The organism is Mycolicibacterium boenickei, from assembly GCF_010731295.1.
Taxonomy (GTDB): domain Bacteria; phylum Actinomycetota; class Actinomycetes; order Mycobacteriales; family Mycobacteriaceae; genus Mycobacterium; species Mycobacterium boenickei.
Map to the genome: position 1 here is coordinate 5110036 of NZ_AP022579.1, position 23277 is coordinate 5133312.

Sequence of the window (23277 nt, forward strand, 5' to 3'; positions counted from 1 at the left end):
ACGATTGACGGCGTGTATGACCAGCCCTTCTCCGACGAGTCCCATCCCACCGAACCCGGATTCCGGATCGATCCGGTACTGGCCCGGAGCTGGCTGCTGGTAAACGGCGCACAGTTTGAGCGGTTCGCGCCGGCGGCCCGTTCCCGCGCCGACATCGTCGTGCTCGACATCGAGGACGCGGTCGCACCCAAGGACAAGGTGGCCGCCCGCGAGAAGGTGACGCGGTGGCTGGCCGACGGCAACAGCGACTGGGTGCGGATCAACGGCTTCGGGACCCCGTGGTGGGCCGATGACCTCGAAATGCTGGCGGGCACCTCGGTGGGCGGCGTCATGCTGGCCATGGTCGAGTCGGTGGACCATGTCACCGAGACTGCCCGCCGGCTGCCCGATGTGCCGATCGTCGCCTTGGTGGAGACCGCCCGCGGCCTCGAGCGGATCACCGAGATCGCTTCGGCCAAGGGCGCATTCCGCCTCGCGTTCGGCATCGGCGACTTCCGGCGCGACACCGGATTCGGCGACAATCCGGCAACGTTGGCCTACGCGCGGTCGCGGTTCACCATCGCCGCCAAGGCCGCCGGACTCCCGGGCGCGATCGACGGGCCCACCGTGGGGTCCAGCGCACTGCGGCTGTCGGAGGCCACGGCGGTCTCGGCCGAGTTCGGGATGACCGGCAAGATCTGCCTGACGCCCGATCAGTGCCCGACCGTCAACGAGGGGCTGGCCCCCTCACAGGACGAGATCAGCTGGGCCAAGGAGTTTTTCGCCGAATTCCAGCGCGACGGCGGAGAGATCCGCAACGGGTCCGACCTGCCCCGTATCGCCCGGGCCAACAAGATCCTCGACCTGGCCAGGGCGTACGGCATCCACGAACCCGAGTACAGCGACGATCCCGATCACGTGCCGGCCCCGTCCGACACGTACCACTACTGAGTCGACTCAGGCCGACGGCCTGGCGTCGTTTCGGTGCAGGTAGGTGTTGATCGCGCGGGCGATACCGCGGCCCGCGTAGATGGCCGCAGCCACCGAAACGATGATCATCACGACGAAGGTCAGTGTCCAGTTGGGCCGGCTGTGGCTGACGTTCCACCAGATGAACGTGAACAGCAGCGCGCAGACGAACACCAGGATGTCGCGCCAGTTGCCGCGGTAGGACATCGCGGCCTCCCGGATTTCGCGGGTGCGGTCGCCGGCCTCGATGAGTTCGTCGATGCGCCGGTCGATGCTGGCCTGAAACCGTGCCCGCCGCTCGGTCTGCTCGGGCGGGATCTTGGCCAGCAGGTCGAAATCCTTGGCGATCAGACCGCGGACGTCCGGTGGCTTGAGATTGCCTGCGGCCGCACCCAGCAGGGCTCCGCCGGCAATGGGCGCCGCCCCCAGCGCGAGTTCAGCGATTCCTGGCATTACGTCCCTCCATCACTCCATCAGGGTTGCGGCCAGGGTGCCGCCCAGCTCGTAGGCCCGTTCCCGGACTCCGGCGTCGACCACACCCGTAACTTCGAGCACGTCGGCCGCTTTGACCAACGCCAGCCCCGTCACGATCTTGTCGACCGCATTCGCCGCACCGACCGTGTCGTTGTTCCCGTGCACCCACAGACCGTACGGACGCCCGGCCACATGATCGAGGCTCGGGTAATACACGGTATCGAAGAAGTGCTTCAACGCACCGCTCATGTAACCGAAATTGGCTGTGGTACCGAACAAATAGCCGTCGGCGGCCAGCATGTCGGTGACCGTCGCAGCTAACGCGGGCTTCAGTTCGACAGTCACGCCGGAGATCTCCGGATCGCGCGCCCCGGCCAGCACGGCCTCCAGGAGGTCCCGTGTCGCCGGAGAGGGCGTGTGATGCACCACGAGCAGCGTCTTGGTCATGCCGACTGCTGTTCCTGCATCCGCACCGCGGTGCGCATGGTCTCGCGGGCGCGGCTGCGGTCGCCGGCGAAGTCGTAGGCACGGGCCAGCCGATACCAGCGAACCCAATTGTCCGGATCCGCTTCCAATTCGGCCTTCACCGTCATGAACAGGTCATCGGCCGCGTCGCGCTCGATGCGCCCCGAAGGCCGGGTCGGCAGCTCGCTCACGTCCAGCTCCATACCCTGCTCCCGCGCCAGGCGGGCCAACCGTTGGTGCGCCAGACCCGCACGCAGGGTCGTGAACAGGACCCAGACACCGATCAGCGGGAACACCATCAGCGCCACGCCAAGTCCGATCGCCGCCGGCTCTCCCGAGGCCATGAACACGACCGCGGTGCGCCCCAGCATCAGGAAGTAGACGATCAGCGCCAGGCACATGAAGCCGATCACCAGTTGGATGCGCAGCGATCGCGCGCCGTCACTCACGACAGATCGAGCAGCGGTTCAATGCCGATGGTCAAACCGGGCCGCTCGCCGATCTTGCGTACGGCCAGCAGCACCCCCGGCACGAAGGAGGACCGGTCCAGGCTGTCGTGGCGGATCGTCAGCGTCTCCCCCTGCGTTCCGAACAACACCTCCTGGTGGGCGATCAACCCGGCCAACCGCACCGAATGCACCGGCACGCCGTCCACATCGGCGCCGCGGGCACCGTCGAGACCGGTACTGGTGGCGTCCGGGTTGGGCGCCATGCCTTTTCGTGCCTCGGCGATGAGCTTCGCGGTACGGGCCGCCGTGCCTGACGGCGCGTCGGCCTTGTGCGGGTGGTGCAGTTCGATGATCTCGACGGATTCGAAGTAGCGCGCAGCCTGCTGAGCGAAGTGCATCGACAAGACTGCCCCGATGGCGAAGTTCGGCGCGATGAGCACCGCGGACTCGGGCTTGTCCTTGAGCCAGGCCTCGACCTGCTCGATGCGGTCCCAGGTGAATCCGGTGGTCCCGACAACGGCGTGAATCCCGTTGTCGATGAGAAACTTCAGGTTGTCCATCACCACATCGGGATGGGTGAAATCGATGACCACGTCGGTCTTGGTGTCGGTGAGCAGGGTCAACGGATCGCCCATGTCGACGCCGGTCGAAAATGTCAGATCGTCCGCCGATTCGACCGCATGCACCATGGTCGCGCCGACTTTGCCCTTAGCCCCGAGAACACCAACTCGCATGGTTGGGAGCCTACTGCCCGGCGCTGTCGTGGATGTTCGGACCGGTCCGAGAGGCATCAGACCTAAGGATTGATGGTGTTCTCGCCGATCTGGCGGCCCCACACGTACTCGGACACCAGCGGTTGACCCATCTCGAGGTGGTTGTAGGGCGCGATCGACGCCCCGGTATCCATCACCAGGTATGGAGCCGGCCACAGGTCCTTGGTGACCGGCTGCCAGCAGCCGGGGCGGCCCTCGGGCCCGCCCTTGGCGTTGACCCGCGGCAGGTTGTCGGGATAGACGTACGGGTTGCCCACGCCGATCAGGAAATCGTGCAGCTCAAGCGCGTAACCGTTCCGGGTCTGGGCGGCGAACTTCGGCGCGGCCTCCGCATAGTTGCGGACAGAACACGCCAACGCCGGGCTGTTGCGGTCGAGCATCTCGCTGACCGGCAGCAGGTCCTGGGCACCGCGGACCAGATACGGGCCACCGCGCTCGAAGATGTCACCACCGGTGTTGCCGAAACCGACCGCGGCCACCAACGCCTGATCCAGATTGCCCCGCTGCTCATTGAGCGTGCGGGCCGTGGTCACCGCATTGGTCAAACCATCGAACAAATCCGGACCCGCATTCGCATACACCTCACCCAAGTCGGCCAGACCCGCGGTATCCCGACGAATCTGAGGCATCCGCGGATTCAGATCAGCCAAGATGTCATTGCCATTGACGATCGACTGACCGAACTTGTCCCCCAAACCATCGAGCGCCTGCGCCGTGGCGGTCAGCGTCTGGTTCAGCTTGATCGGATCGATCTGCTCAGAGATCGCAGTGATCGTCTCGAACAACGTGTTGAACTCCGTCGTCACACCCTGAGCACGAATCGGCGTATCGGGCGTCAACCGATTCGGCGACGGGTTCGACGGCGACAAAAACGAGATGTACTTGTTGCCGAACACCGTGGTCGCCCGCAGTTCGGCAGTCACATTCTCCGGGATCAACTTCAAGTACTGAGGCTTGACGTCCAACGTCAGCCTCGCCTCCGGGTTGTCATCGACGGTGACCACATCAACCGACGCCAACCGGCCGATCGGCACACCGTTGAAGGTCACCTTCGACCCCGGATCCATCGACAGACCAGCCCGGCCCGACAACACGGTCAACTGAGCCCTCTTCTCGAAGGACCCACGAAACTGCATCCACGTCAGCGTCAGCACCGCGACCAGCACGATGATCATCCCCGCGCAGGCCGTCTTGTAGGGCGGATCGTATCGCCAGTGCTTGAACCGCCGTTCGGGCTGGAACCGCGATGAGGCCACGCACAAACCTCCAGACTGTTGACACGGCCAACCAGTTGGTCAGCGAGTGAGCGAGCAGAACTCTCGCAAACGATCAGAGACGACTGCAACTGCAAGGCCCCGAGTGCGGCAAACATCAAATTCCCACCACCGGGAGGCACGCGTCACACCTTGTGGGTAGAAGTAATCGACATAACGTCGCTCGAGTTGGATCCGCGGCAGCGCGGGCCGGACGCGCACGCCTCCCGCCCATCCCTCAGTGATGTGCACCTGACGTCGATACGAGTGAGGATGACGACGAAACCGCCTGTCACCCAGCCTGATTGCGCATGCCCGACCCGTGGATGCAGCCACCATCTACGGTGGAGCCATGCGTCTGACCCGTGTGGTGCCGTTCGCCATCGCCGTGCTCGCGTTCATGGGATGCTCCGACAACGCGGCCGCCGACGCCGAAGACCTCAACGGCCGCACCTTCATCTCGGAGCGGGTGGAAGGTGACCAGATCCCCGGCGGTGGACCGCTGACGATCGGTTTCGACGGGAAGCAGATCAGCACCTTCGCCGGCTGCAACCACGGTTCCGGCTCCGCCGAGTTGTCCGACGGCCGGATCACCACCCAGCTGGCGATGACCATGATGGCCTGCGCGCCACCGGTCGGCGATGCCGACGCCTGGGTGTCGAAGTTCTTCGACGCCAAGCCAACCTGGTCGTTGTCGGGCGACACCCTCACGTTGCAGACCGAGGCTGCGACCGTCACGCTGCGGGACAAGAAGGTGGCCGACCCAGATCGCCCGCTCACCGGCACCACCTGGCAGGTCACCAGCCTGGTGTCCGCGCAGGCGGTCAGCACCTCGGTCGCTCTCGAGCAGTCCAAGCCCACACTGGTCATCGGGGACGACGGCGCCGTCAGCGGTTCGACTGGTTGCAACCGGATCACCGGCCGCGCAACCGTTTCCGGGTCACCGGCTGTCATCGACTTCGGCCCGCTGGCCACCACCAGGATGGCCTGCTCTCCGGAAGTCTCCGAGGTCGAGCAGGCCGTGCTCCGGGTGCTCAAGGGCTCGGTCCAAACTTCCATCGATGCCGACGAACTGAAGCTCTCCGGCGCCGACGGCAACGGGCTGGTACTGCGCGCGCAGTGAACCTACAGCGGTGACGCCCCACGCAGATGTTCGAAGATCAATGAGGTCTGTGTGCCCGCGACGTCGGCGTCGGCGTTGAGGTTCTCCACCACGAACGCCCGCAGATCCTCGGTGTCCCGCGCGGCCACGTGCAGGATGAAGTCGTCTCCCCCGGCCAGGAAATACACGTCCATCACCTGTGGCCGCGTGCGGATATGGGCGATGAAGTTACGGATCTTGCCCCGCGCGTTCGACTGGAGGCTCACCGAGATCATCGCCTGCAGGCTGAGCCCGACGGCGGCGGGATCGATGTCGGTGTAGAAGCCCCGGATCACGCCGATCTCCTGAAGTCTGCGCACCCGGCCGTGGCAGGTGGACGCGGCGACACCGACCGCGTCGGCCAGCGCGCTGTTGGACATCCGGGCGTCGGCGTGCAGCGCCAAGAGGATGCGGCGGTCCACGTCATCGAGTTCAGGCCGAACATCCTTCGGCGAACGGGTCACACGCCCCGGCAAGTTTGATGATTCTTCATGCACAGACCGACTCTAGCGAATCTTCATCGGAGATATTGCTCACTTATCGAAGGTTCTTCACAATTATTTTCAGCACCCCAACCTTTGAAGGAGCGACCATGCTCGTCGGTATCCCGACCGAGATCAAGAACAACGAGTACCGAGTGGCTATCACCCCGGCGGGCGTGGCAGAGCTGACCCGGCGCGGCCACGACGTGATCATCCAGGCCGGCGCAGGCGAAGGCTCGGCCATCACCGACAACGACTTCAAGGCCGCCGGTGCCGAGATCGTGGCCACGGCCGACCAGGTCTGGGCCGAGGCCGAGCTGCTGCTCAAGGTCAAGGAGCCCATCGCGGCCGAGTACTCGCGCATGCGCAAGGGCCAGACGCTGTTCACCTACCTGCACCTGGCGGCGTCCAAGGAATGCACCGACGCGCTGCTGGCCTCGGGCACCACCTCGATCGCCTACGAGACAGTGCAGACCGCTGACGGAGCTTTGCCGCTGCTCGCCCCGATGAGCGAGGTCGCCGGCCGACTGTCCGCACAGGTCGGCTCCTACCACCTGATGCGCACCCAGGGTGGTCGCGGCGTCCTGATGGGCGGCGTCCCCGGCGTCGCACCGGCCGAGGTCGTCGTCATCGGCGGTGGCGTCGCCGGCTACAACGCGGCCCGCATCGCCAAGGGCATGGGCGCTCACGTCACGGTGTTCGACCTGAACGTCAACACGCTGCGCAAGATCGACAACGAGACCAACGCCGGCATCGAGACCCGGTACTCGTCGTCGCTGGAACTGGAAGAGGCCGTCAAGAAGGCCGACCTGGTGATCGGCGCGGTGCTGATCCCGGGCGCCAAGGCCCCCAAGCTGGTCACCAATTCGACCGTGGCCCACATGAAGCCGGGCGCGGTGCTGGTCGACATCGCCATCGACCAGGGTGGCTGCTTCGAGGATTCCCGTCCCACCACCCACGACGACCCGACGTTCCCCGTGCACGACACGGTGTTCTACTGCGTGGCCAACATGCCCGGCTCGGTGCCGCGCACCTCGACGTTCGCGCTGACCAACGCCACCATGCCGTACGTGCTCAAGCTGGCCGACAAGGGCTGGAAGGCGGCCTGCGAGGCCGACCAGGCCCTGGCCAAGGGCCTCTCGACGCACGAGGGCGCGCTGCTGTCCGAGCAGGTCGCCGCCGACCTCGACATGCCGTTCACCGATCCGGCCACCGTCCTGGCCTGATCCCACCCCGACCGTCGCCCGGCTGGAGCTCGCTCCGGCCGGGCGATGTGCGTTTCGGCTCCCTGCGGGTCACCTGGCAGCCGCGCGTACCCGAGCTGTTCACCCCGCATTCGACCGGTGGCTCCACGCCGGTGCTTGGATCGAAAGGGCAAGCGTTACAAGGCCTTATCCTCCGATCGACGTTCCAGGACTGAGGAGTCACCCATGGTCAACCTGCCCGTCGCGCACCAGCCCCGCCCGCTGCTGCCCGAGCTCTCGGAGTTCTTCGCCGGCATCACCCCGTTCGCCAGCCTGCGGCCGATCTTCGAGCGCAACCTCATGCGCATCGAAGACGAGGTCACCGAGGACCACTATGAACTGCGGGCCGAGATCCCCGGTATCGATCCGGCCAACGACGTTCAGATCACCGTCGCCGACGGCCAGCTGACCGTGAAAGCCGAGCGTTCAGAGCGCGCCGACACCACCGCGCGGTCGGAGTTCTCCTACGGCTCGTTCCTGCGCACCGTGACCCTGCCCGCCGAAGCCGACGAGGACAACATCACCGCCGGTTACGAGCGCGGCATCCTGACTGTCCGCGTGCCGTTGTCGCAGAACCCCGCCGGCGCCCGTCAGATCGCGATCCAGGGCACCGAGAACGGCTCGACCGCAATCGAATCCGCCGAACACTCAGAGTAAGGACGGCAGTACGGCAGCCGTCAGCTCACCGATGAGCGGGCGCAGGTTGTCGGCCTTCGGGTCGTCGGCCTGCGACCGCGTCATCACAGCCAGCAGCACACGCTGCCCGTCGGGCCCGTACGCGATCCCGACGTCATTGGTGCTGCCGTAATCCCCGCTCCCGGTCTTGTCGGCGGTGGTCCAGCCCTCCGGAAGCCCGGCGCGCACGCTCGAAGTCTGATTGGCCCGCATCCAGTCCTCCAACAGGCGGCGCTGCGGCGGGCTCAAGGCGTCACCGGCCAGCACCTCCCGGTACCCGGACGCCAAAGCCGCCGGAGTAGACGTATCTCTCGGGTCCCCGGGAATCGCCGAGTTCAACTCGACCTCCCAGCGGTCCAGGCGGGTCCGCTCATCTCCGATGCTGCGGGCGAACGCGGTGATACCCGCCGGCCCGTCAATGGTCTTCAACAGCAGGTTGCCCGCGGTGTTGTCGCTGCGCTGCAGCGCCGCCTGACACAGTTCTGCCAATGTCATCTCGGCACCGGCATGGGTCTCGGTGATCGGTGAGTTGGGCACGATCGCCTCACGGTCGACGAACACCCGGTTGTCCAGCGAGATCTGGCGGCGTCCGACCATCTGCAACACGCGCGCGGCGGCGTAACCCTTGAACGTCGAGCACATGGCGAACATCTCGTCGGAACGGTGCGCGAGTGTCCGCCCGGAATCCAGATTGGCTGCGTACAAGCCGATCAGGGCGTTGTGCCTGCGCTCCAGGTCCGCGATCTGGTCATCGACCGGGGCTGCCAGAGCCGGTGCGGCATCACCCACACCGGCACCGACGGCAGCAGCCGCCACCAGCGAACCGATCAGAACATTGCGCCGCGAGAGTCCGGTCATCGGACCCAGCGTAGCGGGTCAGCCGGCGATCGTCTGAAGCTGTTGTGGCAGGGCCTTTTTCGTACGATAGGGGCCGAGCACGGCGGCACCGTAGTCGCGGGACAGCAATTGGTGGGCGACGGCGTTGACCTCTTCGAGCGTGACCGCCTCGATCTGGGCCAGCGTGTGGTCGATGGTCCGATGCTCACCGTAATTGAGCTCGCTGCGGCCGATGCGGTGCATGCGCGACCCGGAATCCTCCAGGCCGAGCACCAGACCACCACGCAACGACCCCTTGGCGATTCGGCATTCGTCTGCGGTGATGCCGTCCCTCGCCACGCCTTCGAGAACTTCGGTGGTCACCCGGACCACTTCGTCGAACCGTTCCGGCTGGCATCCCGCGTACACCGAAAGCGCTCCGCTGTCGGCGAAGGTGTCCACCGTCGAGTACACCGAGTAGGCCAGGCCGCGTGATTCCCGAATCTGTTGGAACAGACGGGAACTCAAGCCGCCACCGAGTGCGGTGTTGAGCACCGACAGTGCCCACCGATGTTCCCAGTGCCGGCCGGGCGTACGAACCCCGAGCGACACGTGGGACTGCTCGCCGTCGCGGTCGACCACGAGCAGCGACGGTTTGCCACCGACTCGTCCGGCCCCCTTGCGCGGGGCCACCGCGGCACGCCCGGATTCCAGCCGCGGCCCGAAATGCTCCCGCACCAACGACACGACCACGTCGTGGTCGATGTTGCCGGCCACCGCCACGATCATCCGTTGCGGCGTGTAACGACGCACGTGGAACGAATGCAGCTGCGCGCGCGTCATCGTCTCGATCGACTCGACGCTGCCGATCACCGGCCTTCCGACCGGGTGATCGCCGAACATGGCCGTGAGGAAGACGTCGCCGAGGCTGTCCTCGGGATCGTCGTCGCGCATGGCGATCTCTTCGAGCACGACGTCGCGTTCCACCTCGACATCCTCGGTGGCGCAACGTCCCCGCAGCACCACGTCGGACACCAGGTCGACCGCGAGTTCGAGGTCGGAGTCGAGCACGTGTGCGTAGTAGCAGGTGTGCTCGCGCGTGGTGAACGCGTTCAGCTCACCGCCGACGGCATCGACAGCCTGCGCGATGTCGACCGCGCTGCGCGTCGGGGTGGCCTTGAACAGCAGGTGTTCCAGGAAGTGGGCGGCACCCGCGACGCTTCGTCCTTCGTCGCGGGAACCGACACCCACCCAGACCCCGACCGATGCCGAACGCACCGACGGGATGTACTCAGTGACCACCCGGAGTCCGCCGGGCAGATCTGTCCGGCGGACATGTTTGGTGTTCAGTGCAGACGCCTTGGGTCGAGCTGAGGTGATCAGGACTCGGCGGCGGCCGCTTCGGCCGGTGCCGCGGCACCGTCGTCAGCCGGTTCGGCCTTCTCCGCGCCCTCTTCGTCGACGAGCACCAGCGAGATCTTGCCGCGGTTGTCGATATCGGCGATCTCGACGCGCAGCTTGTCGCCGACCTTCACCACATCCTCGACCTTGGCGATGCGCTTGCCGCGCCCCAGCTTGGAGATGTGGACCAGGCCGTCACGACCCGGCAGCAGCGACACGAACGCGCCGAAGTCGGTGGTCTTGACCACGGTTCCGAGGAAACGCTCACCGATCTTGGGCAGCTGCGGGTTGGCGATCGCGTTGATCTTGTCGATCGCGGCCTGAGCCGACTCGCCATTGCTGGCGCCGACGAACACGGTGCCGTCGTCCTCGATGGAGATCGACGCGCCGGTCTCCTCGGTGATCGAGTTGATCATCTTGCCCTTGGGCCCGATCACCTCGCCGATCTTGTCGACCGGAACCTTGATCGTGGTGATCCGCGGTGCGTAGGGGCTCATCTCGTCGGGCGTGTCGATGGCCTCGGCCATCACGTCGAGGATGGTCAGCCGTGCGTCCTTGGCCTGCGCCAGCGCACCGGCGAGCACCTTGGACGGGATGCCGTCCAGCTTGGTGTCGAGCTGCAGGGCGGTGACGAAGTCCTTGGTGCCTGCGCACTTGAAGTCCATGTCGCCGAAGGCATCCTCGGCGCCGAGGATGTCGGTCAGCGTCACGTAGCGGGTCTCACCGTTGACCTCGTCAGAGACCAGGCCCATGGCGATGCCGGCCACCGGCGCCTTGAGCGGCACACCGGCGTTCAGCAGCGACAGGGTCGAGGCACACACCGAGCCCATCGAGGTCGAGCCGTTGGAGCCCAGGGCCTCCGACACCTGACGGATGGCGTACGGGAACTCCTCGACGCTGGGCAGCACGGGAACCAGGGCCCGCTCGGCCAGCGCACCGTGGCCGATCTCGCGGCGCTTGGGCGAACCGACGCGACCGGTCTCACCGGTCGAGAACGGCGGGAAGTTGTAGTGGTGCATATAGCGCTTGGTGGTCTCGGGTCCCAGCGAGTCGATCTGCTGGGCCATCTTGACCATGTCCAGCGTGGTGACACCCATGATCTGGGTCTCGCCGCGCTCGAACAACGCGCTGCCGTGCGCCCGCGGGATGATGGCCACCTCGGCCGAGAGGGCGCGAATGTCGGTCACGCCACGACCGTCGATACGGAAGTGGTCGGTCAGGATGCGCTGGCGCACAAGCTTTTTGGTCAGCGAGCGGTAGGCCGCGCCGATCTCCTTCTCGCGGCCGGCGTAGGTGTCGCCCAGACGCTCGAGCACCTCGACCTTGATCTCGTTGGTGCGGTCGTCGCGCTCGTGCTTGCCGGCGATGGTCAGAGCCTCCGACAGCGCTTCGGTGGCCACCGCGGCCACGGCGTCGTAGACGTCTGCCTCGTAATCCGGGAACAGCGGGTACTCGGCGATCTCCTTGGCGGCCTTCTCCGCCAGCGCGGCCTGGGCGTCGCACAGCGTCGCGATGAACGGCTTGGCAGCCTCCAGACCCTCGGCGACGACGGCCTCGGTCGGAGCCTGGGCGCCGCCGGCGACCAGCTCGATCACGTTCTCGGTGGCTTCGGCCTCGACCATCATGATCGCGACGTCATCGCCCACCTTGCGGCCCGCGACGACCATGTCGAAGACAGCCTTCTCAAGCTGTTCGACGGTCGGGAAGGCGACCCACTGGCCGTCGATCAGGGCGACGCGCACGCCGCCGACCGGACCGGAGAACGGCAGGCCGGAGATCTGCGTCGACGCCGAGGCGGCATTGATGGCCAGCACGTCGTACAGATCCTTCGGATCCAGGCTCAGGACGGTGACCACGACCTGGATCTCGTTGCGCAGACCGCTGACGAACGACGGGCGCAGCGGCCGGTCGATCAGGCGACACGTCAGGATCGCGTCGGTGGAGGGACGGCCCTCGCGCCGGAAGAACGAGCCGGGGATCCGGCCCGCGGCGTACATCCGCTCCTCGACATCGATGGTCAAGGGGAAGAAGTCGAAGTGGTCCTTCGGCGTCTTGCTGGCGGTGGTGGCGCTGAGCAGCATGGTCTCGTCGTCGAGGTAGGCGACGACGGAGCCGGCGGCCTGCTGGGCGAGCCGCCCGGTCTCGAAACGGATGGTGCGGGTGCCGAAGCTCCCGTTGTCGAGGGTTGCGGTGGATTCGAACACACCGTCTTCAAGTTCAACTACAGACATAGAGTCCGTTGGCCTCTTTCGAATTCATTCAACTGTTTCGCGGCGTCACGGTGGCGATACGCCACGGGCCCTGGATACGGCTACGGCCGTCGATCGAAGCGGCCGGATGGACCCCCAGAGCAATACTCTGTGACCGGGGTTCCGGCAGCCACTACCGAAGACCGCCCGTCCAGGCGGGCCCGATATGACTCGCAGGAACAACGCCCGCGGATCGCGGGTGCCGCACCTGTGTTCAGCGCAGATTTCGGCCGCTGAACGACCTCATGTTACACGGCAGCAACGGCCCAATCCGTATCCGTGCCAGCTAGGACACGTCCTCCACACATACGGTGAACTGGCGTTCCGGGTAGGCGTAGCCCACTCCGCTGGCGCACTGATCGACGTTCGACACCCCGCGGAGAACCTCGGTCGCCCGTTGTCGGTGCGGCGCAGACGAATCCGAGCAATCCACCCGATAGGGGTCCTTGTCGTTCTCCGGATCGATGCTCATGCAGCCGCCGGTGAGCCAGTCGATGTCCAGACACAGCGTCTGTGTCTCGTCATCGAATGCGCTGCGCACCGAGTAGTAGGTGTCGACGTCGCCGGGGCACTGGTCGCTGTCGGTGACCGTGGAGATGACCTTGTAGTTAGACGCTTCGCTGCCGCACTCGGCCCGGCTGGCGTCCGGGCGCTCGTACGTGCCGCTCATCTTCAGGCAGTCCCCTGCCTTCATGTCCGCGGCCGCCGCGGACGAGCATGCGGTCAGACCGCCGAGGAAAAGTATCGCGGCTGCCCCGAGAGGGGCAGCCGCGGAAAGTGGTGGCATCGACGCCGCGTCAGCGACGCAGCCCGAGGCGCTCGATCAGCGAGCGGTAACGCGCCACGTCAACCTGGGCGACGTACTTCAGCAGCCGGCGACGGCGACCGACGAGCAGCAGCAGGCCGCGGCGCGAGTGGTGGTCGTGCTTGTGCTGCTTGAGGTGCTCGGTCAGATCCGAGATCCGCTTGGTCAGCAGGGCGACCTGGGCCTCCGGCGAACCGGTGTCGGTCTCGTGCAGACCGTAGCTGCTCAGGATTTCTTTTTTCTGCTCGGCAGTAAGCGCCACGAAAGTAACTCCATCATTTCAGTCCCGCGAACAAATTCTCGGCACAGCCACCGCGGACTGCAGCATGCACCGGACCGGCAGGAAGTCTATCACCGCGGTGAGCCGCGAATTAAATCCTGCGGTGAGCCGCGAATTGAATCCCGAGTCAGTGCGAACTCAGAATCGTGCGCGCCTTGTCGGCATCCCGCTTCATCTCCGCGACCAGTTCTTCCACCCGGTCGAACTTTTCCATGCCCCGGATGCGGGCCACGAAATCAACCGCGACGTGCTGCCCGTACAGGTCGGCCTCGGTGTCGAGCACGAACGCCTCGACCGTGCGCGTCCGGCCGGAGAACGTCGGGTTGGTGCCGACCGACACCGCGGCCTCGTAGCGCTCTCCGGGGATCACGGTGCCCATCACCGGGCCGTGCCCCAACACGGTGAACCAGGCGGCGTAGACGCCGTCGGCCGGGATCGCCGAGAACATCGGTGGCGCCACGTTGGCCGTCGGGAAGCCCAGCACCCGGCCGCGCCCGTCGCCGCGCACCACCACGCCCTCGACCCGGTGCGGACGCCCGAGAGCTTCGGTGGCGGCCACGACATCGCCGGCGTCGACACAGGACCGGATGTAGGTCGACGAGAAGGTGACCCGCTCGTCACGGTGCTCGGCATCGAGCGTCTCGGTGACCAGCGACATGCTCTCGACCGCGAAACCGAAGCGCTCCCCGGCCGCACGCAGCATCGCCACGTTGCCCGCGGCCTTCTTGCCGAAGGTGAAGTTCTCCCCCACCACGACCTCCACCACGTGCAGGTCTTCGACCAGCAACTCGTGGATGTAGCGCTCAGGGGTGAGCTTCATGAAGTCCGAGGTGAACGGCATGACCAGGAACACGTCGACACCGAGTTCCTCGACCAGCTCGGCACGCCGAGTGAGTGTGGTCAACTGCGCCGGGTGACTCCCCGGAAACACCACCTCCATCGGATGGGGATCGAAGGTCATGAGGACCACCGGCACTCCGCGTGATCGGCCCGCTTTCACCGCGTGGCTGATCAGCTCCGCGTGTCCACGGTGAACCCCGTCGAACACCCCGATGGTGACTACACACCTGCCCCAGTCCGTGGGGATCTCGTCCTGCCCACGCCAGCGCTGCACGCAATCAGCCTACGACCCGAAGGCGGCACGGTCTGCTCTAGATCCCCCGATCAGGTGATGATTGCCTAAACTTTCCTACTGTGAGTCCAGACGGTAACCACCAAGACCTCTCCACGGTTGCCCAGGACTATCTGAAAGTCATCTGGACAGCCCAGGAGTGGTCTCGCGAGAAGGTCAGCACGAAACTGCTGGCTGAGCGGATCGGCGTGTCGGCGTCCACAGCGTCGGAGTCGATTCGCAAACTCGCCGACCAGGGCCTGGTGCACCACGAGAAGTACGGCGCGGTGACGCTGACCGACGCGGGCCGGAGCGCGGCGCTGGCGATGGTCCGCCGGCACCGGCTGATGGAGACGTTCCTGGTCCAGGAGCTGGGCTACAGCTGGGACGAGGTGCACGACGAGGCCGAGATCCTCGAGCACGCCGTGAGCGACCGGATGCTCGACCGCATCGACGCCAAGCTGGGCCACCCCACCCGCGATCCGCACGGCGATCCGATCCCCGCGGCCGACGGCCAGGTTCCCACCCCGCCGGCCCGGCAGCTGTCGGCGTGCCAGGACGGCGACGCCGGCACGGTGGCCCGGATCTCAGACGCCGATCCGGAGATGCTGCGGTACTTCGACAGCGTCGGCATCAGCCTCGATTCCCGGGTGCGGGTGCTGGCGCGGCGTGATTTCGCCGGGGTGATCTCGGTGGCCATAGAAAATCCAGCCAGTCCCGGGGACCCGGCGGGAGCCGATGCCGGCGTCCAGGTCGAGCTGGGCAATCCGGCGGCCGAAGCGATCTGGGTCGTCGCGAGCTGACGACACGCGGGAGCAGATCATCGCGATTTTTACCCGTGCGCGATAGCCGGTTGGGCACCAAGATGTCCTGTTCGTGACTGTCTCTCTGCACTGGTTCCTGCCCACCTACGGCGACAGCCGGCTGATCGTCGGCGGCGGCCACGGCACCCCCGCCGGTGCTGCCGGTGGCGACCGTGAGGCCTCGATCGACTACCTGGCCTCGATCGTCCGCTCGGCAGAGCGGTTCGGCTTCACCGGCGCGCTGATCCCGACGGGCGCCTGGTGCGAGGACGCGTTCATCACCGCGGCGCTGCTGGCCCGGGAGACCACCTCGCTGGCGTTCCTGGTGGCGTTCCGCCCGGGCCTGGTCAGCCCGACCCTGTCGGCGCAGATGGCGGCGACGTTCGCCCGGCACGCACCGGGACGGATCCTGCTCAACGTCGTCGTCGGCGGCGAGGCGCATGAGCAGCGGGCCTTCGGCGACCATCTGGACAAGGACGCCCGGTATGCGCGCTGCGACGAGTTCCTCGACGTGGTCCGCCGGCTGCGGGCGGGCGAGACCGTGACGCACAAGGGCGAGTACATCGACGTCGAAGAGGCGTCCCTGGCCCTGCCGCCCACCCCGGTGCCGCCGCTGTACTTCGGCGGCAGCTCGCAGGCGGCGGGCCCGGTCGCCGCCCGGCACTCCGACGTGTATCTGACCTGGGGCGAGCCGCCCGCCGCGGTGCGCGAGAAGATCGAATGGATCCGGGCCCTCGGCGAGGAGCAGGGACGCAAGCTGCGGTTCGGCATCCGCCTGCACACCATTTCGCGGGACACCTCCGAGGAGGCGTGGGCACAGGCCGACCGGCTGGTCGCCGCTCTGGACGAAGAGACCGTGGCCGCCGCACAGGCCGGGTTGGCCCGCAGCCAGTCCGAGGGCCAGAAGCGCATGCTGGCCCTGCACGAGGCCAACCGCGCCAGCGGCACCTGGAGTGACGCCCGCAGCCTGGAGATCGCGCCGAACCTGTGGTCGGGTGTCGGGTTGGTGCGCGGCGGCGCAGGCACCGCGCTGGTGGGCAGCCACACCGAGGTGGCCGACCGGATCGCCGAGTACGCCGAGATCGGCATCGACGAGTTCATCTTCTCCGGCTATCCGCATCTGGAGGAGCTGTTCTGGTTCGGCGAGGGTGTGGTGCCGATCCTGCGTGAGCGCGGACTGTTCGGCGGCGGCCCACAGTCGGGCGCGCCCGCCTCGATCCCGTTCGTCGGCACGCCGCGATGACCGATCTGGCCGGCGCCACCCGTATCTCGTCGGCTCAGTCAGCGCTGGTCATCGCCACGCAGCTGTCGAGGTCGTTCGCCGAGGGCGCCGGCGCCCGCGACGCGCACCGGATCCTGCCGCACGAGCAGGTTCAGGCACTGAAGGACTCGGGGCTGCTGGCGCTGACCGTGCCGGCCGAGTACGGCGGGCTCGACGTGCCCATCGCCGTGCTGGCCGAGGTGCTGCGACTGATCGCGCACGGCGATCCGTCCATCGGTCAGATCCCGCACTCGCACTTCACGTTCCTGGAGGCACTGCGACTACAGGGCACCCCGGAACAGCAGGCCTACTTCTACGGGCTGGTACTCGATGGGGCGTTGTTCGCCAATGCCCAGTCCGAACGCGGACCGCATCCCGTCGACGTGGACACCACGACACTCACGGTGGCCGACACGGGTTACGTCCTAAGTGGTCGCAAGTACTACTCCACCGGTGCGTTGTTCGCCGACTGGCTGATCGTGCGGGCCTCGCACTCCGACGGTTCAGCACAGGTGCCGACGGCCGCCTCACCCAAGGCGATCGCGTTCGTTCCGCGGGACGCCCGTGGGGTCGAGGTTGTCGACGACTGGGACGGCATGGGCCAGCGGACCACGGCCTCGGGCACCGTCACGCTCGACGCCGTCGAGGTGCCGGCCGCGCATGTCGTCGAATTCAGTCCGATCTTCGCGCGCCCCACGGTGTACGGGGCCCGGGCCCAGCTGCTGCATGCGGCCCTCGACGTCGGGATCGCCACCGCCGCGCTGGAGGAGGCGGTCCGTCAGGCCGCCAAGGCCCGGCCGCATTTCGAGGCGTCGGTGTCCAGCGCAGTCGAGGACCCGACGCTGGTGCAGGTGGCCGGTGAACTGACCGTGACGGTGCGGGGTGCGCAGGCGCTGCTGGCCGAGGCGGCCCGCCAAGTCGACACGGCGCGGGGCGATCTCACCGAGGACAGCGCCGCGGCGGCCTCGATCGCGGTGGCGATCGCCAAGGTGGCTGCCGCCCGGGCGGCGGTGGACGCCGGCAGCGCATTGTTCGAGTTCGGTGGGACCCGCAGCGCCTCGGCCTCGGGCAACCTGTCGCGGTACTGGCGCGATGCGCGGACACACACGCTGCACGACGCCACCCGGTGGAAGATCCGCCACATCGGCAACTACACCTTGTCGGGTACGAAACCGCCTCGCCACGGCCAGCTCTGAGCCCTCAGATGTCGAGGCGGCGGTGGTAGGCCTCTCGTGCCATGGCATCGACCTTGGTGAACGCCGTGTCGAAATGTGCCGCGCGGTATGCCTTGCGCCGCAGATTGTCGGGTATCGCCGAGGCGGCCTTGATCACATAGCCGAGGCCCCGGGGCACAGCCACCTTGGGTCGCCCGCTGACGACCGCGCCCACGATCGCGTGCGCCACGTCCTCGGGTTCCACGTCTGTCAACGGTCGGACCCACTTGGGCGCACTGTTCCCCGCAGAGAGTTCGGTATGCACCACACCAGGCAACACCGCCGTGACGCCGATGCCGACTGGGGCGAGTTCGAGGTGCAGCGCTTCGGTGAACCCGACGACTGCGTACTTGGTCGCGCAGTAGGTGGCCAGCCCCGGAAACGTGCTCACACCACCCAACGAAGCAATGTTGACAATGTGACCGCCGCGTCCTGACATCCGGTGCGCCGCAAGCTTCGATCCGTTGAGGACGCCGAGCAGGTTGATCGCCACCATGCGGTCGGTCATCTCGTCCGCCTCGTCGATGAAGATTCCGGTGGGCATGATTCCGGCGTTGTTCACCAGCACATCCAGTGGGCCGAGCCGGTCCGCCGTGGCATCCAGAAACTCGGCGAATGACGTCCGGTCGGTCACGTTGAGTGGCAATCCGCACACCGCACCGCCGGTCGCCTCGGCGAGCTCAGCCGCGGTCTTCTCGACCAGACCGACGTCCACGTCGCCGAGTGCGACGCGTGCGCCTGCCCGGAGGAACGCCGCGCCGGTCGCCTTGCCGATACCGCGCGCGCCGCCGGTGATCGCCACTACCTGGCCTCGAATACCGTTGTGTGTCTTGGTCATTCTTGCACCTTCTAGTTTCGGGCCAGCTGCCCTTTGAGCAGCTTCCCGGTCTCGTTGCGGGGCAGCATCGGTACAAAGACGACGTCGCGCGGCACCTTGTGCCGGGCCAGGTGCGCACGCACGTAGGCCCTGATGCTGTCGGCGTCAACTTCAGCAGCCGGATCGCTGACGATAAAGGCGCGCAATCGCTTTCCGAAATCGGCGTCATCGACGCCGATCACCGCGACATCCGTGACACCGGGGTGCGCGACAAGGAGGTTCTCCACCTCCAGCGGGAAGACGTTCTCCCCACCTGAGACGATCATCTCGTCATCGCGGCCGTCGACGAACCACAGCCCGTCGGCGGTGAAGTGCCCGGTGTCACCCGACGACAACAGCCCGTCGACGATCTCTTTGTTCCCGCCGTCGGTGTAGCCCGAGAAACTCAGCCCACTGGAGACGAAAAGCGTTCCCGTGCATCCTGGTTCGGAAATTCTGCGACGTTGCTCATCGTAGGCGGCCAGGGTGCATCCAACCGGTGGCCGGCCCACGGTGCCCGGGGCGGCACGCAGGTCGGCGGGTGTGGCGACCGCCGCAACAGCGACTTCGGTCGAGCCGTACAGGTTGTAGAGCACGTCGCCGAACACCTCCGCGGTGCGCCGGCACAGGTCCGGTGACAACGCCGAACCTGCGGCGAAAACCACCTCCAGCGAGGAGGTGTCGTAGCGGGCGAGCACATCGGGCCCCAGGTCGAGGATGCGCTGCAACATCGTCGGCACGACGATGAGCGCGCCTGCCCGGTGCGTCTCGATCGACGCAAGAGTGTCCTCGGGATCGAACCGGCGGGCCAGCACGACACGGTTGCCCAGGGCCAGCCCGAGCGAACAGGTGGCCAGGCCGGTGGCATGGAACAGCGGAGCCGCCACGCAGTAGGTTCCGCCCGCCGGCCACGGGATCCGGTCGAGCAGCTGGGCGGATTGCAGCGGGCTCACCTTGTTTCGCGGTGCCCCCTTGGGAGTTCCGGTGGTACCGCTGGTCAACAACACCATTCCGCCGACCTTCCCCGGCGCGGGCAGCGGATCGGTCCACTCATCCCCCGCGATGGCATCGAGCGTCGGCAGTGCCGTCGAGCCATCGGACCACCCGACGATGCGCACGGTAGCCCCCGGCAACACATCGAGCATGGCGGCGAACTCCTCATCGGCCACGACCGCCGAAACCTGCTCCCGGGCACAGACATCAGCCAACTGCGGGGCCGCGAACCCAGTGTTGAGCAGGACCACCTTGGCCCCGATCTTGCCCGCCGCCGCCAACGTCAGCATCAGTCCCCGATGATTGCGCTCGAGCACCCCGATCACCGCGCCCGCACCGATCCCCTTGCGAGACAGCCCGCGGGCCAAGGCATTCGACGCTCGTTCGAGATCGCGGAAACTCAGCGTCCCGGCCTCGTCCACCAGCCCGGTCGCGTCACCGTAGCGCGCGGCGGTATGGGTGATCAGGCCGCCGAACGACCCGTACTTGCGGAGGTCGTGCGAGGCCCGGACGGCCCCGAGAGGATCGGTCAGGTCGACCAGACCCCGGCGTTGCAGCACCATCGCCGCCGCCACGACATCACACAGCTGACGGATGACACCCATCATGCGGCGGCTCCGATCCCCGTGATGAGCCGAACCACGGACTCGGGGTCATCGAGTTGCGGGCAATGGCCTGATCTGGACAGCACGACGAACTCACTTCCTGGAATCTGCTGGTGCAGAATCCGACTCGCATGGACAGGGATGATTCGGTCGCACGCGCCATGCACCACCACGGTGGGGCACGTGACGCGGACGTCGCGGTGAGTACCGAGAGCTTCATGCCCGTAACGGAAGGCATCCCGACCCAACGCCGCGACATCAGCGGTCCTCGACACCAGACCGGACCAATACGTCACCACCTCAGGGTCCGCCGTGATCCCGGGGCCGTAGAGCGCTCTCGGCACAGCGGTCACGGTGAGCCAGCGCAGCGCGCGCCCCGGAACCGGGATGCGCGCGACGAACAACCAGAATCCGGCCGGGATAGCGCGCTTCCGTGCCATCCTGGCGATCCAGTGGCGTGCGTTGAGCGGATCGTCCAACGCAATCAGCGCGGCAACCAGATCCGGATTGCGCGCCGCCGCCCGAACCGCCGTCGCCGCGCCGAGCGAGTTTCCCACGAGGACCACGGGGCCGGTCTCCGCCAGGAGCGCGTCGGCAAACGCATCGAACTGCGGCAGCAACGGGCCGGGGCGGCGGCGATCTGCCCGGCCGAAGCCGGGCAGATCGACCGCAAACGCCTGGCGTCCCGATGCTTCCAGCCGCGCGAGCACTCCGCGCCAGGTTTCGGCACTGTCGGCGTAGCCGTGCAGCAGAACCACCGGAGTTCCGTTGCCGGGCACCGACAGCACCCGGGTGCCCACCCCGCCGAACGTGGCCCGGCTCTCGGTGATCATCCCGCGAGCAGCCCCTTGGCGATGTGGGTCACCTGTACTTCGTTGCTGCCGGCGTAGATCATCAGCGACTTGGCATCCCGGGCCAGCTGCTCCACCCGATACTCGGCCATGTAACCGTTGCCGCCGAACAGTTGGACCGCGTCCATCGCCACCTCGGTTGCCGCCTCCGACGAATACAGCTTGACCGCCGACGCCTCCGAGAGCGAGGGAATCTTGCCCGCCTGCAGCTTCTCCAGTGTCTGGAACACCATGTTCTGCACGTTGATCCGGGCGATCTCCATCTTGGCCAGCTTGAGCTGAATCAGCTGGAACTGGCCGATGTTCTGCCCCCACAGCGTCCTGGTCTTGGCGTAATCCAGGCAGCGCCGGTGACACTCGTTGATGATCCCCAGTGCCATCAGCGACACCCCGAGCCGTTCCGCGGCGAAGTTCGCCCGGGCGCTCTCGCGTCCGTCGCCGCCGCCATGCGCTTCGGTCTCCCCCAGCAGTCGGTCCGGGGTGATCCGCACGTTGTCGAAGAACAGCTCACCCGTGGGCGAGGACATCATGCCCATCTTCTTGAACGCCTTGCCCTGCGTCAGGCCCGGCATACCGGAATCCAGAACGAAAGTCAGCACCGGCCGGTTGCGTTTGTCGACCCCGGAATCCCCTTTATCCAGCTTGGCGTAGACGATCAGCACGTCGGCGTCCGGGCCGTTGGTGATGAACGTCTTCTGACCGTTGAGGATGTAGTCGGCACCGTCACGCTTGACGTAGGTCTTCATGCCGCCGAACGCATCCGAGCCCGCATCGGGTTCGGTGATCGCCCAGGCGGCGATCTTCTCCAGCGTCACCAACTCGGGTAGCCAGCGCTCCTTCTGCGCGAGTGTGCCGCGGCTCATGATGGTGGCCGCGCCCAGGCCGATACTGACACCGATGGTGCTCAGCAATCCGATGCTGACCCTGGCGATTTCGGAGACCAGCACCGCAGCCATCGACACCTGACCCGCGAGGTCGCCGAACCCACCGGACGATCCCTCGCTCTTCTCCGGGTTCGGCTCTCCGGCAGCAATCCTGGCGGCCTTCGCCCGCTCCTTGTCCAGGATCGTCTTGATGGCTTCCGCGGCCACCACATCCAGGCCGAACTCGCTGAACAGCGTGCGGGCGATCGGATAGGGCGACAGCGCACCGCTTTCCAAACCGTCGCGATGCGGCTCGATCTCCTTGTCGATGAACTCTCGGACGCTCTCGCGAATGAGTTCGTCGGATTCGGACCATTCGATCATGGCAGCCTCACCGCGATGTCGTCGACCTCCCAGACACCATCGGTTTCGATGGTCTTCACGTCGTGCCAGCCGCCCAGCTCGGAGATCGCGCCGCCCTGTACCGCGAACACCTTGCCGGTGATCGGGCACTTCTCCGATGCCAGGTAACCCACCAGCGGCGAGATGTTCGCCGGGCTGAACAGGTCGACTTCGCCTTCCTCGGGCTCGCCCATCAGTGCCCCCATGCCGGGCGTAGCCAAGGTCAGGCGAGTGCGCGCAATCGGCGCGATGGCATTGACCCGTACGCCGTAGCGTTCCAACTCCTCGGCCGCGACCAGGGTCATCGCCGCTATGCCCGCTTTCGCGGCGCCGTAATTCACCTGGCCCGCGTTCGGGATCGTCAGGCCCGAACCCGAAGCGGTGTTGATGACGGCGGCATTGGGCTGGTGGCCGGCCTTACTCTGCTCCTTCCAGTACGTCGCGGCATGCCGCAGTACGGAGAAATGGCCTTTGAGGTGCACGGCGAGGACCGTGTCCCACTGGGACTCCTCCATCCCGGCGATGAATCCGTCACGCAGGATCCCGGCGTTGTTGACCACCACATCCAGCCCGCCGAACTCGCTGATCGCCTGCTCGACGAGACGCGCGGCCCCGTCCCAGGTGGCGATGTTCTGGGTGTTGGCCACCGCCTTACCGCCGGCGGCGACGATCTCATCGACGACCTCATGCGCGGGTCCGGTGTCGGCGCCCTCCCCGGTGTTGCTGCCGCCCAGATCATTGACGACAACGCTCGCCCCCTCGCGGGCGAACAACAGCGCGTGCTCCCGGCCGATACCGCGGCCCGCGCCGGTGATGACGGCGACCCGTCCTTCCAAAGCTCCCATGTGCGTACTCCTGTGATT

General features: G+C 66.7%; 24 protein-coding genes. 7 read left to right on the plus strand and 17 right to left on the minus strand.

Annotated elements, in window-relative coordinates; genetic code table 11:
- The first annotated feature begins 12 nt into the window (after positions 1 to 12).
- Positions 13 to 930 (plus strand): HpcH/HpaI aldolase/citrate lyase family protein, encoded by a 918-nt coding sequence (locus tag G6N57_RS24405; RefSeq protein ID WP_077739036.1) that lies wholly within the window; start codon positions 13 to 15, stop codon positions 928 to 930.
- Between the two features lie 6 nt (positions 931 to 936).
- On the opposite strand, the gene G6N57_RS24410 is transcribed toward G6N57_RS24405, so the two are convergent.
- From G6N57_RS24410 to G6N57_RS24430, 5 genes are all read right to left on the minus strand, one after another.
- Positions 937 to 1401, minus strand: a complete 465-nt coding sequence (locus G6N57_RS24410; RefSeq protein ID WP_097926480.1) for a hypothetical protein — start codon at positions 1399 to 1401, stop codon at positions 937 to 939.
- Positions 1402 to 1413: 12 nt separating this feature from the next.
- Positions 1414 to 1869, minus strand: coding sequence for a flavodoxin family protein (locus G6N57_RS24415; protein WP_077739035.1), 456 nt, complete (start codon positions 1867 to 1869; stop codon positions 1414 to 1416).
- Entirely contained in the window at positions 1866 to 2336 is a 471-nt protein-coding gene (locus tag G6N57_RS24420) for a hypothetical protein (RefSeq protein WP_077739034.1), read from the minus strand. The genes G6N57_RS24415 and G6N57_RS24420 overlap by 4 nt, the downstream gene beginning before the upstream one ends.
- Positions 2333 to 3070: a 4-hydroxy-tetrahydrodipicolinate reductase gene (gene dapB / locus G6N57_RS24425; RefSeq protein WP_077739033.1), complete on the minus strand. Its 738-nt coding sequence runs from the start codon at positions 3068 to 3070 to the stop codon at positions 2333 to 2335. The genes G6N57_RS24420 and dapB overlap by 4 nt, the downstream gene beginning before the upstream one ends.
- A gap of 62 nt (positions 3071 to 3132) precedes the next feature.
- Complete coding sequence (locus tag G6N57_RS24430; RefSeq protein WP_077741683.1) at positions 3133 to 4284, minus strand: MCE family protein; 1152 nt, start codon at positions 4282 to 4284, stop codon at positions 3133 to 3135.
- Positions 4285 to 4714: 430 nt separating this feature from the next.
- Here G6N57_RS24430 and G6N57_RS24435 point away from each other — a divergent pair, with 430 nt between their 5' ends.
- Entirely contained in the window at positions 4715 to 5485 is a 771-nt protein-coding gene (locus tag G6N57_RS24435) for an META domain-containing protein (RefSeq protein WP_077741682.1), read from the plus strand.
- A 2-nt stretch (positions 5486 to 5487) separates the two neighbouring features.
- On the opposite strand, the gene G6N57_RS24440 is transcribed toward G6N57_RS24435, so the two are convergent.
- On the minus strand, positions 5488 to 6000 hold the full coding sequence (locus G6N57_RS24440; RefSeq protein WP_077739032.1) for an HTH-type transcriptional regulator AldR: 513 nt from the start codon (positions 5998 to 6000) through the stop codon (positions 5488 to 5490).
- Positions 6001 to 6095: 95 nt separating this feature from the next.
- On the opposite strand from G6N57_RS24440, the gene ald reads away from it, so the two are divergent.
- Together ald and G6N57_RS24450 are read left to right on the plus strand one after the other, a co-directional pair.
- Positions 6096 to 7211, plus strand: coding sequence for an alanine dehydrogenase (gene ald / locus G6N57_RS24445; RefSeq protein ID WP_077739031.1), 1116 nt, complete (start codon positions 6096 to 6098; stop codon positions 7209 to 7211).
- Between the two features lie 204 nt (positions 7212 to 7415).
- Complete coding sequence (locus tag G6N57_RS24450) at positions 7416 to 7886, plus strand: Hsp20/alpha crystallin family protein (RefSeq protein ID WP_075924242.1); 471 nt, start codon at positions 7416 to 7418, stop codon at positions 7884 to 7886.
- On the opposite strand, the gene bla is transcribed toward G6N57_RS24450, so the two are convergent.
- The 6 genes from bla to G6N57_RS24480 all read right to left on the minus strand — a co-directional run bounded on the left by bla (position 7878) and on the right by G6N57_RS24480 (position 14569).
- Positions 7878 to 8762, minus strand: coding sequence for a class A beta-lactamase (gene bla / locus G6N57_RS24455; RefSeq protein WP_077739030.1), 885 nt, complete (start codon positions 8760 to 8762; stop codon positions 7878 to 7880). The genes G6N57_RS24450 and bla overlap by 9 nt on opposite strands.
- Positions 8763 to 8780: 18 nt before the next feature.
- Positions 8781 to 10103, minus strand: coding sequence for a M16 family metallopeptidase (locus G6N57_RS24460; protein ID WP_407665994.1), 1323 nt, complete (start codon positions 10101 to 10103; stop codon positions 8781 to 8783).
- Complete coding sequence (locus tag G6N57_RS24465) at positions 10100 to 12352, minus strand: polyribonucleotide nucleotidyltransferase (protein WP_077739028.1); 2253 nt, start codon at positions 12350 to 12352, stop codon at positions 10100 to 10102. Before G6N57_RS24465 ends, G6N57_RS24460 begins: the two co-directional genes overlap by 4 nt.
- Positions 12353 to 12656: 304 nt before the next feature.
- The gene (gene lppU / locus G6N57_RS24470; protein WP_407665951.1) at positions 12657 to 13157 is read right to left on the minus strand and encodes an LppU family putative lipoprotein; all 501 of its coding nucleotides are present in this window, start codon (positions 13155 to 13157) and stop codon (positions 12657 to 12659) included.
- Between the two features lie 10 nt (positions 13158 to 13167).
- Complete coding sequence (gene rpsO / locus G6N57_RS24475; protein ID WP_003880490.1) at positions 13168 to 13437, minus strand: 30S ribosomal protein S15; 270 nt, start codon at positions 13435 to 13437, stop codon at positions 13168 to 13170.
- Between the two features lie 145 nt (positions 13438 to 13582).
- Positions 13583 to 14569, minus strand: a complete 987-nt coding sequence (locus G6N57_RS24480; RefSeq protein ID WP_065463534.1) for a bifunctional riboflavin kinase/FAD synthetase — start codon at positions 14567 to 14569, stop codon at positions 13583 to 13585.
- Positions 14570 to 14649: 80 nt separating this feature from the next.
- Here G6N57_RS24480 and mntR point away from each other — a divergent pair, with 80 nt between their 5' ends.
- From mntR to G6N57_RS24495, 3 genes are all read left to right on the plus strand, one after another.
- The gene (gene mntR, locus G6N57_RS24485; protein WP_077739026.1) at positions 14650 to 15369 is read left to right on the plus strand and encodes a manganese-binding transcriptional regulator MntR; all 720 of its coding nucleotides are present in this window, start codon (positions 14650 to 14652) and stop codon (positions 15367 to 15369) included.
- A 73-nt stretch (positions 15370 to 15442) separates the two neighbouring features.
- Positions 15443 to 16612 (plus strand): LLM class flavin-dependent oxidoreductase, encoded by a 1170-nt coding sequence (locus G6N57_RS24490; protein ID WP_163646664.1) that lies wholly within the window; start codon positions 15443 to 15445, stop codon positions 16610 to 16612.
- Positions 16609 to 17826, plus strand: a complete 1218-nt coding sequence (locus G6N57_RS24495) for an SfnB family sulfur acquisition oxidoreductase (protein WP_077739024.1) — start codon at positions 16609 to 16611, stop codon at positions 17824 to 17826. Before G6N57_RS24490 ends, G6N57_RS24495 begins: the two co-directional genes overlap by 4 nt.
- A gap of 4 nt (positions 17827 to 17830) precedes the next feature.
- Here G6N57_RS24495 and G6N57_RS24500 read toward each other — a convergent pair whose 3' ends face one another.
- The 5 genes from G6N57_RS24500 to G6N57_RS24520 are packed head-to-tail and all read right to left on the minus strand — an operon-like array spanning position 17831 to position 23259.
- Complete coding sequence (locus G6N57_RS24500) at positions 17831 to 18682, minus strand: SDR family oxidoreductase (protein ID WP_077739023.1); 852 nt, start codon at positions 18680 to 18682, stop codon at positions 17831 to 17833.
- 11 nt (positions 18683 to 18693) lie between these two features.
- Positions 18694 to 20301 (minus strand): acyl-CoA synthetase, encoded by a 1608-nt coding sequence (locus G6N57_RS24505; RefSeq protein WP_077739022.1) that lies wholly within the window; start codon positions 20299 to 20301, stop codon positions 18694 to 18696.
- Positions 20298 to 21131 carry an alpha/beta fold hydrolase gene (locus tag G6N57_RS24510; RefSeq protein ID WP_077739021.1) on the minus strand — a complete coding sequence of 278 codons (834 nt, stop codon included), beginning with the start codon at positions 21129 to 21131 and terminating at the stop codon, positions 20298 to 20300. The genes G6N57_RS24505 and G6N57_RS24510 overlap by 4 nt, the downstream gene beginning before the upstream one ends.
- Entirely contained in the window at positions 21128 to 22396 is a 1269-nt protein-coding gene (locus tag G6N57_RS24515) for an acyl-CoA dehydrogenase family protein (protein WP_077739020.1), read from the minus strand. Before G6N57_RS24515 ends, G6N57_RS24510 begins: the two co-directional genes overlap by 4 nt.
- Positions 22393 to 23259 (minus strand): SDR family oxidoreductase, encoded by an 867-nt coding sequence (locus tag G6N57_RS24520; protein WP_077739019.1) that lies wholly within the window; start codon positions 23257 to 23259, stop codon positions 22393 to 22395. The genes G6N57_RS24515 and G6N57_RS24520 overlap by 4 nt, the downstream gene beginning before the upstream one ends.
- Between the last annotated feature and the right edge of the window lie 18 nt (positions 23260 to 23277).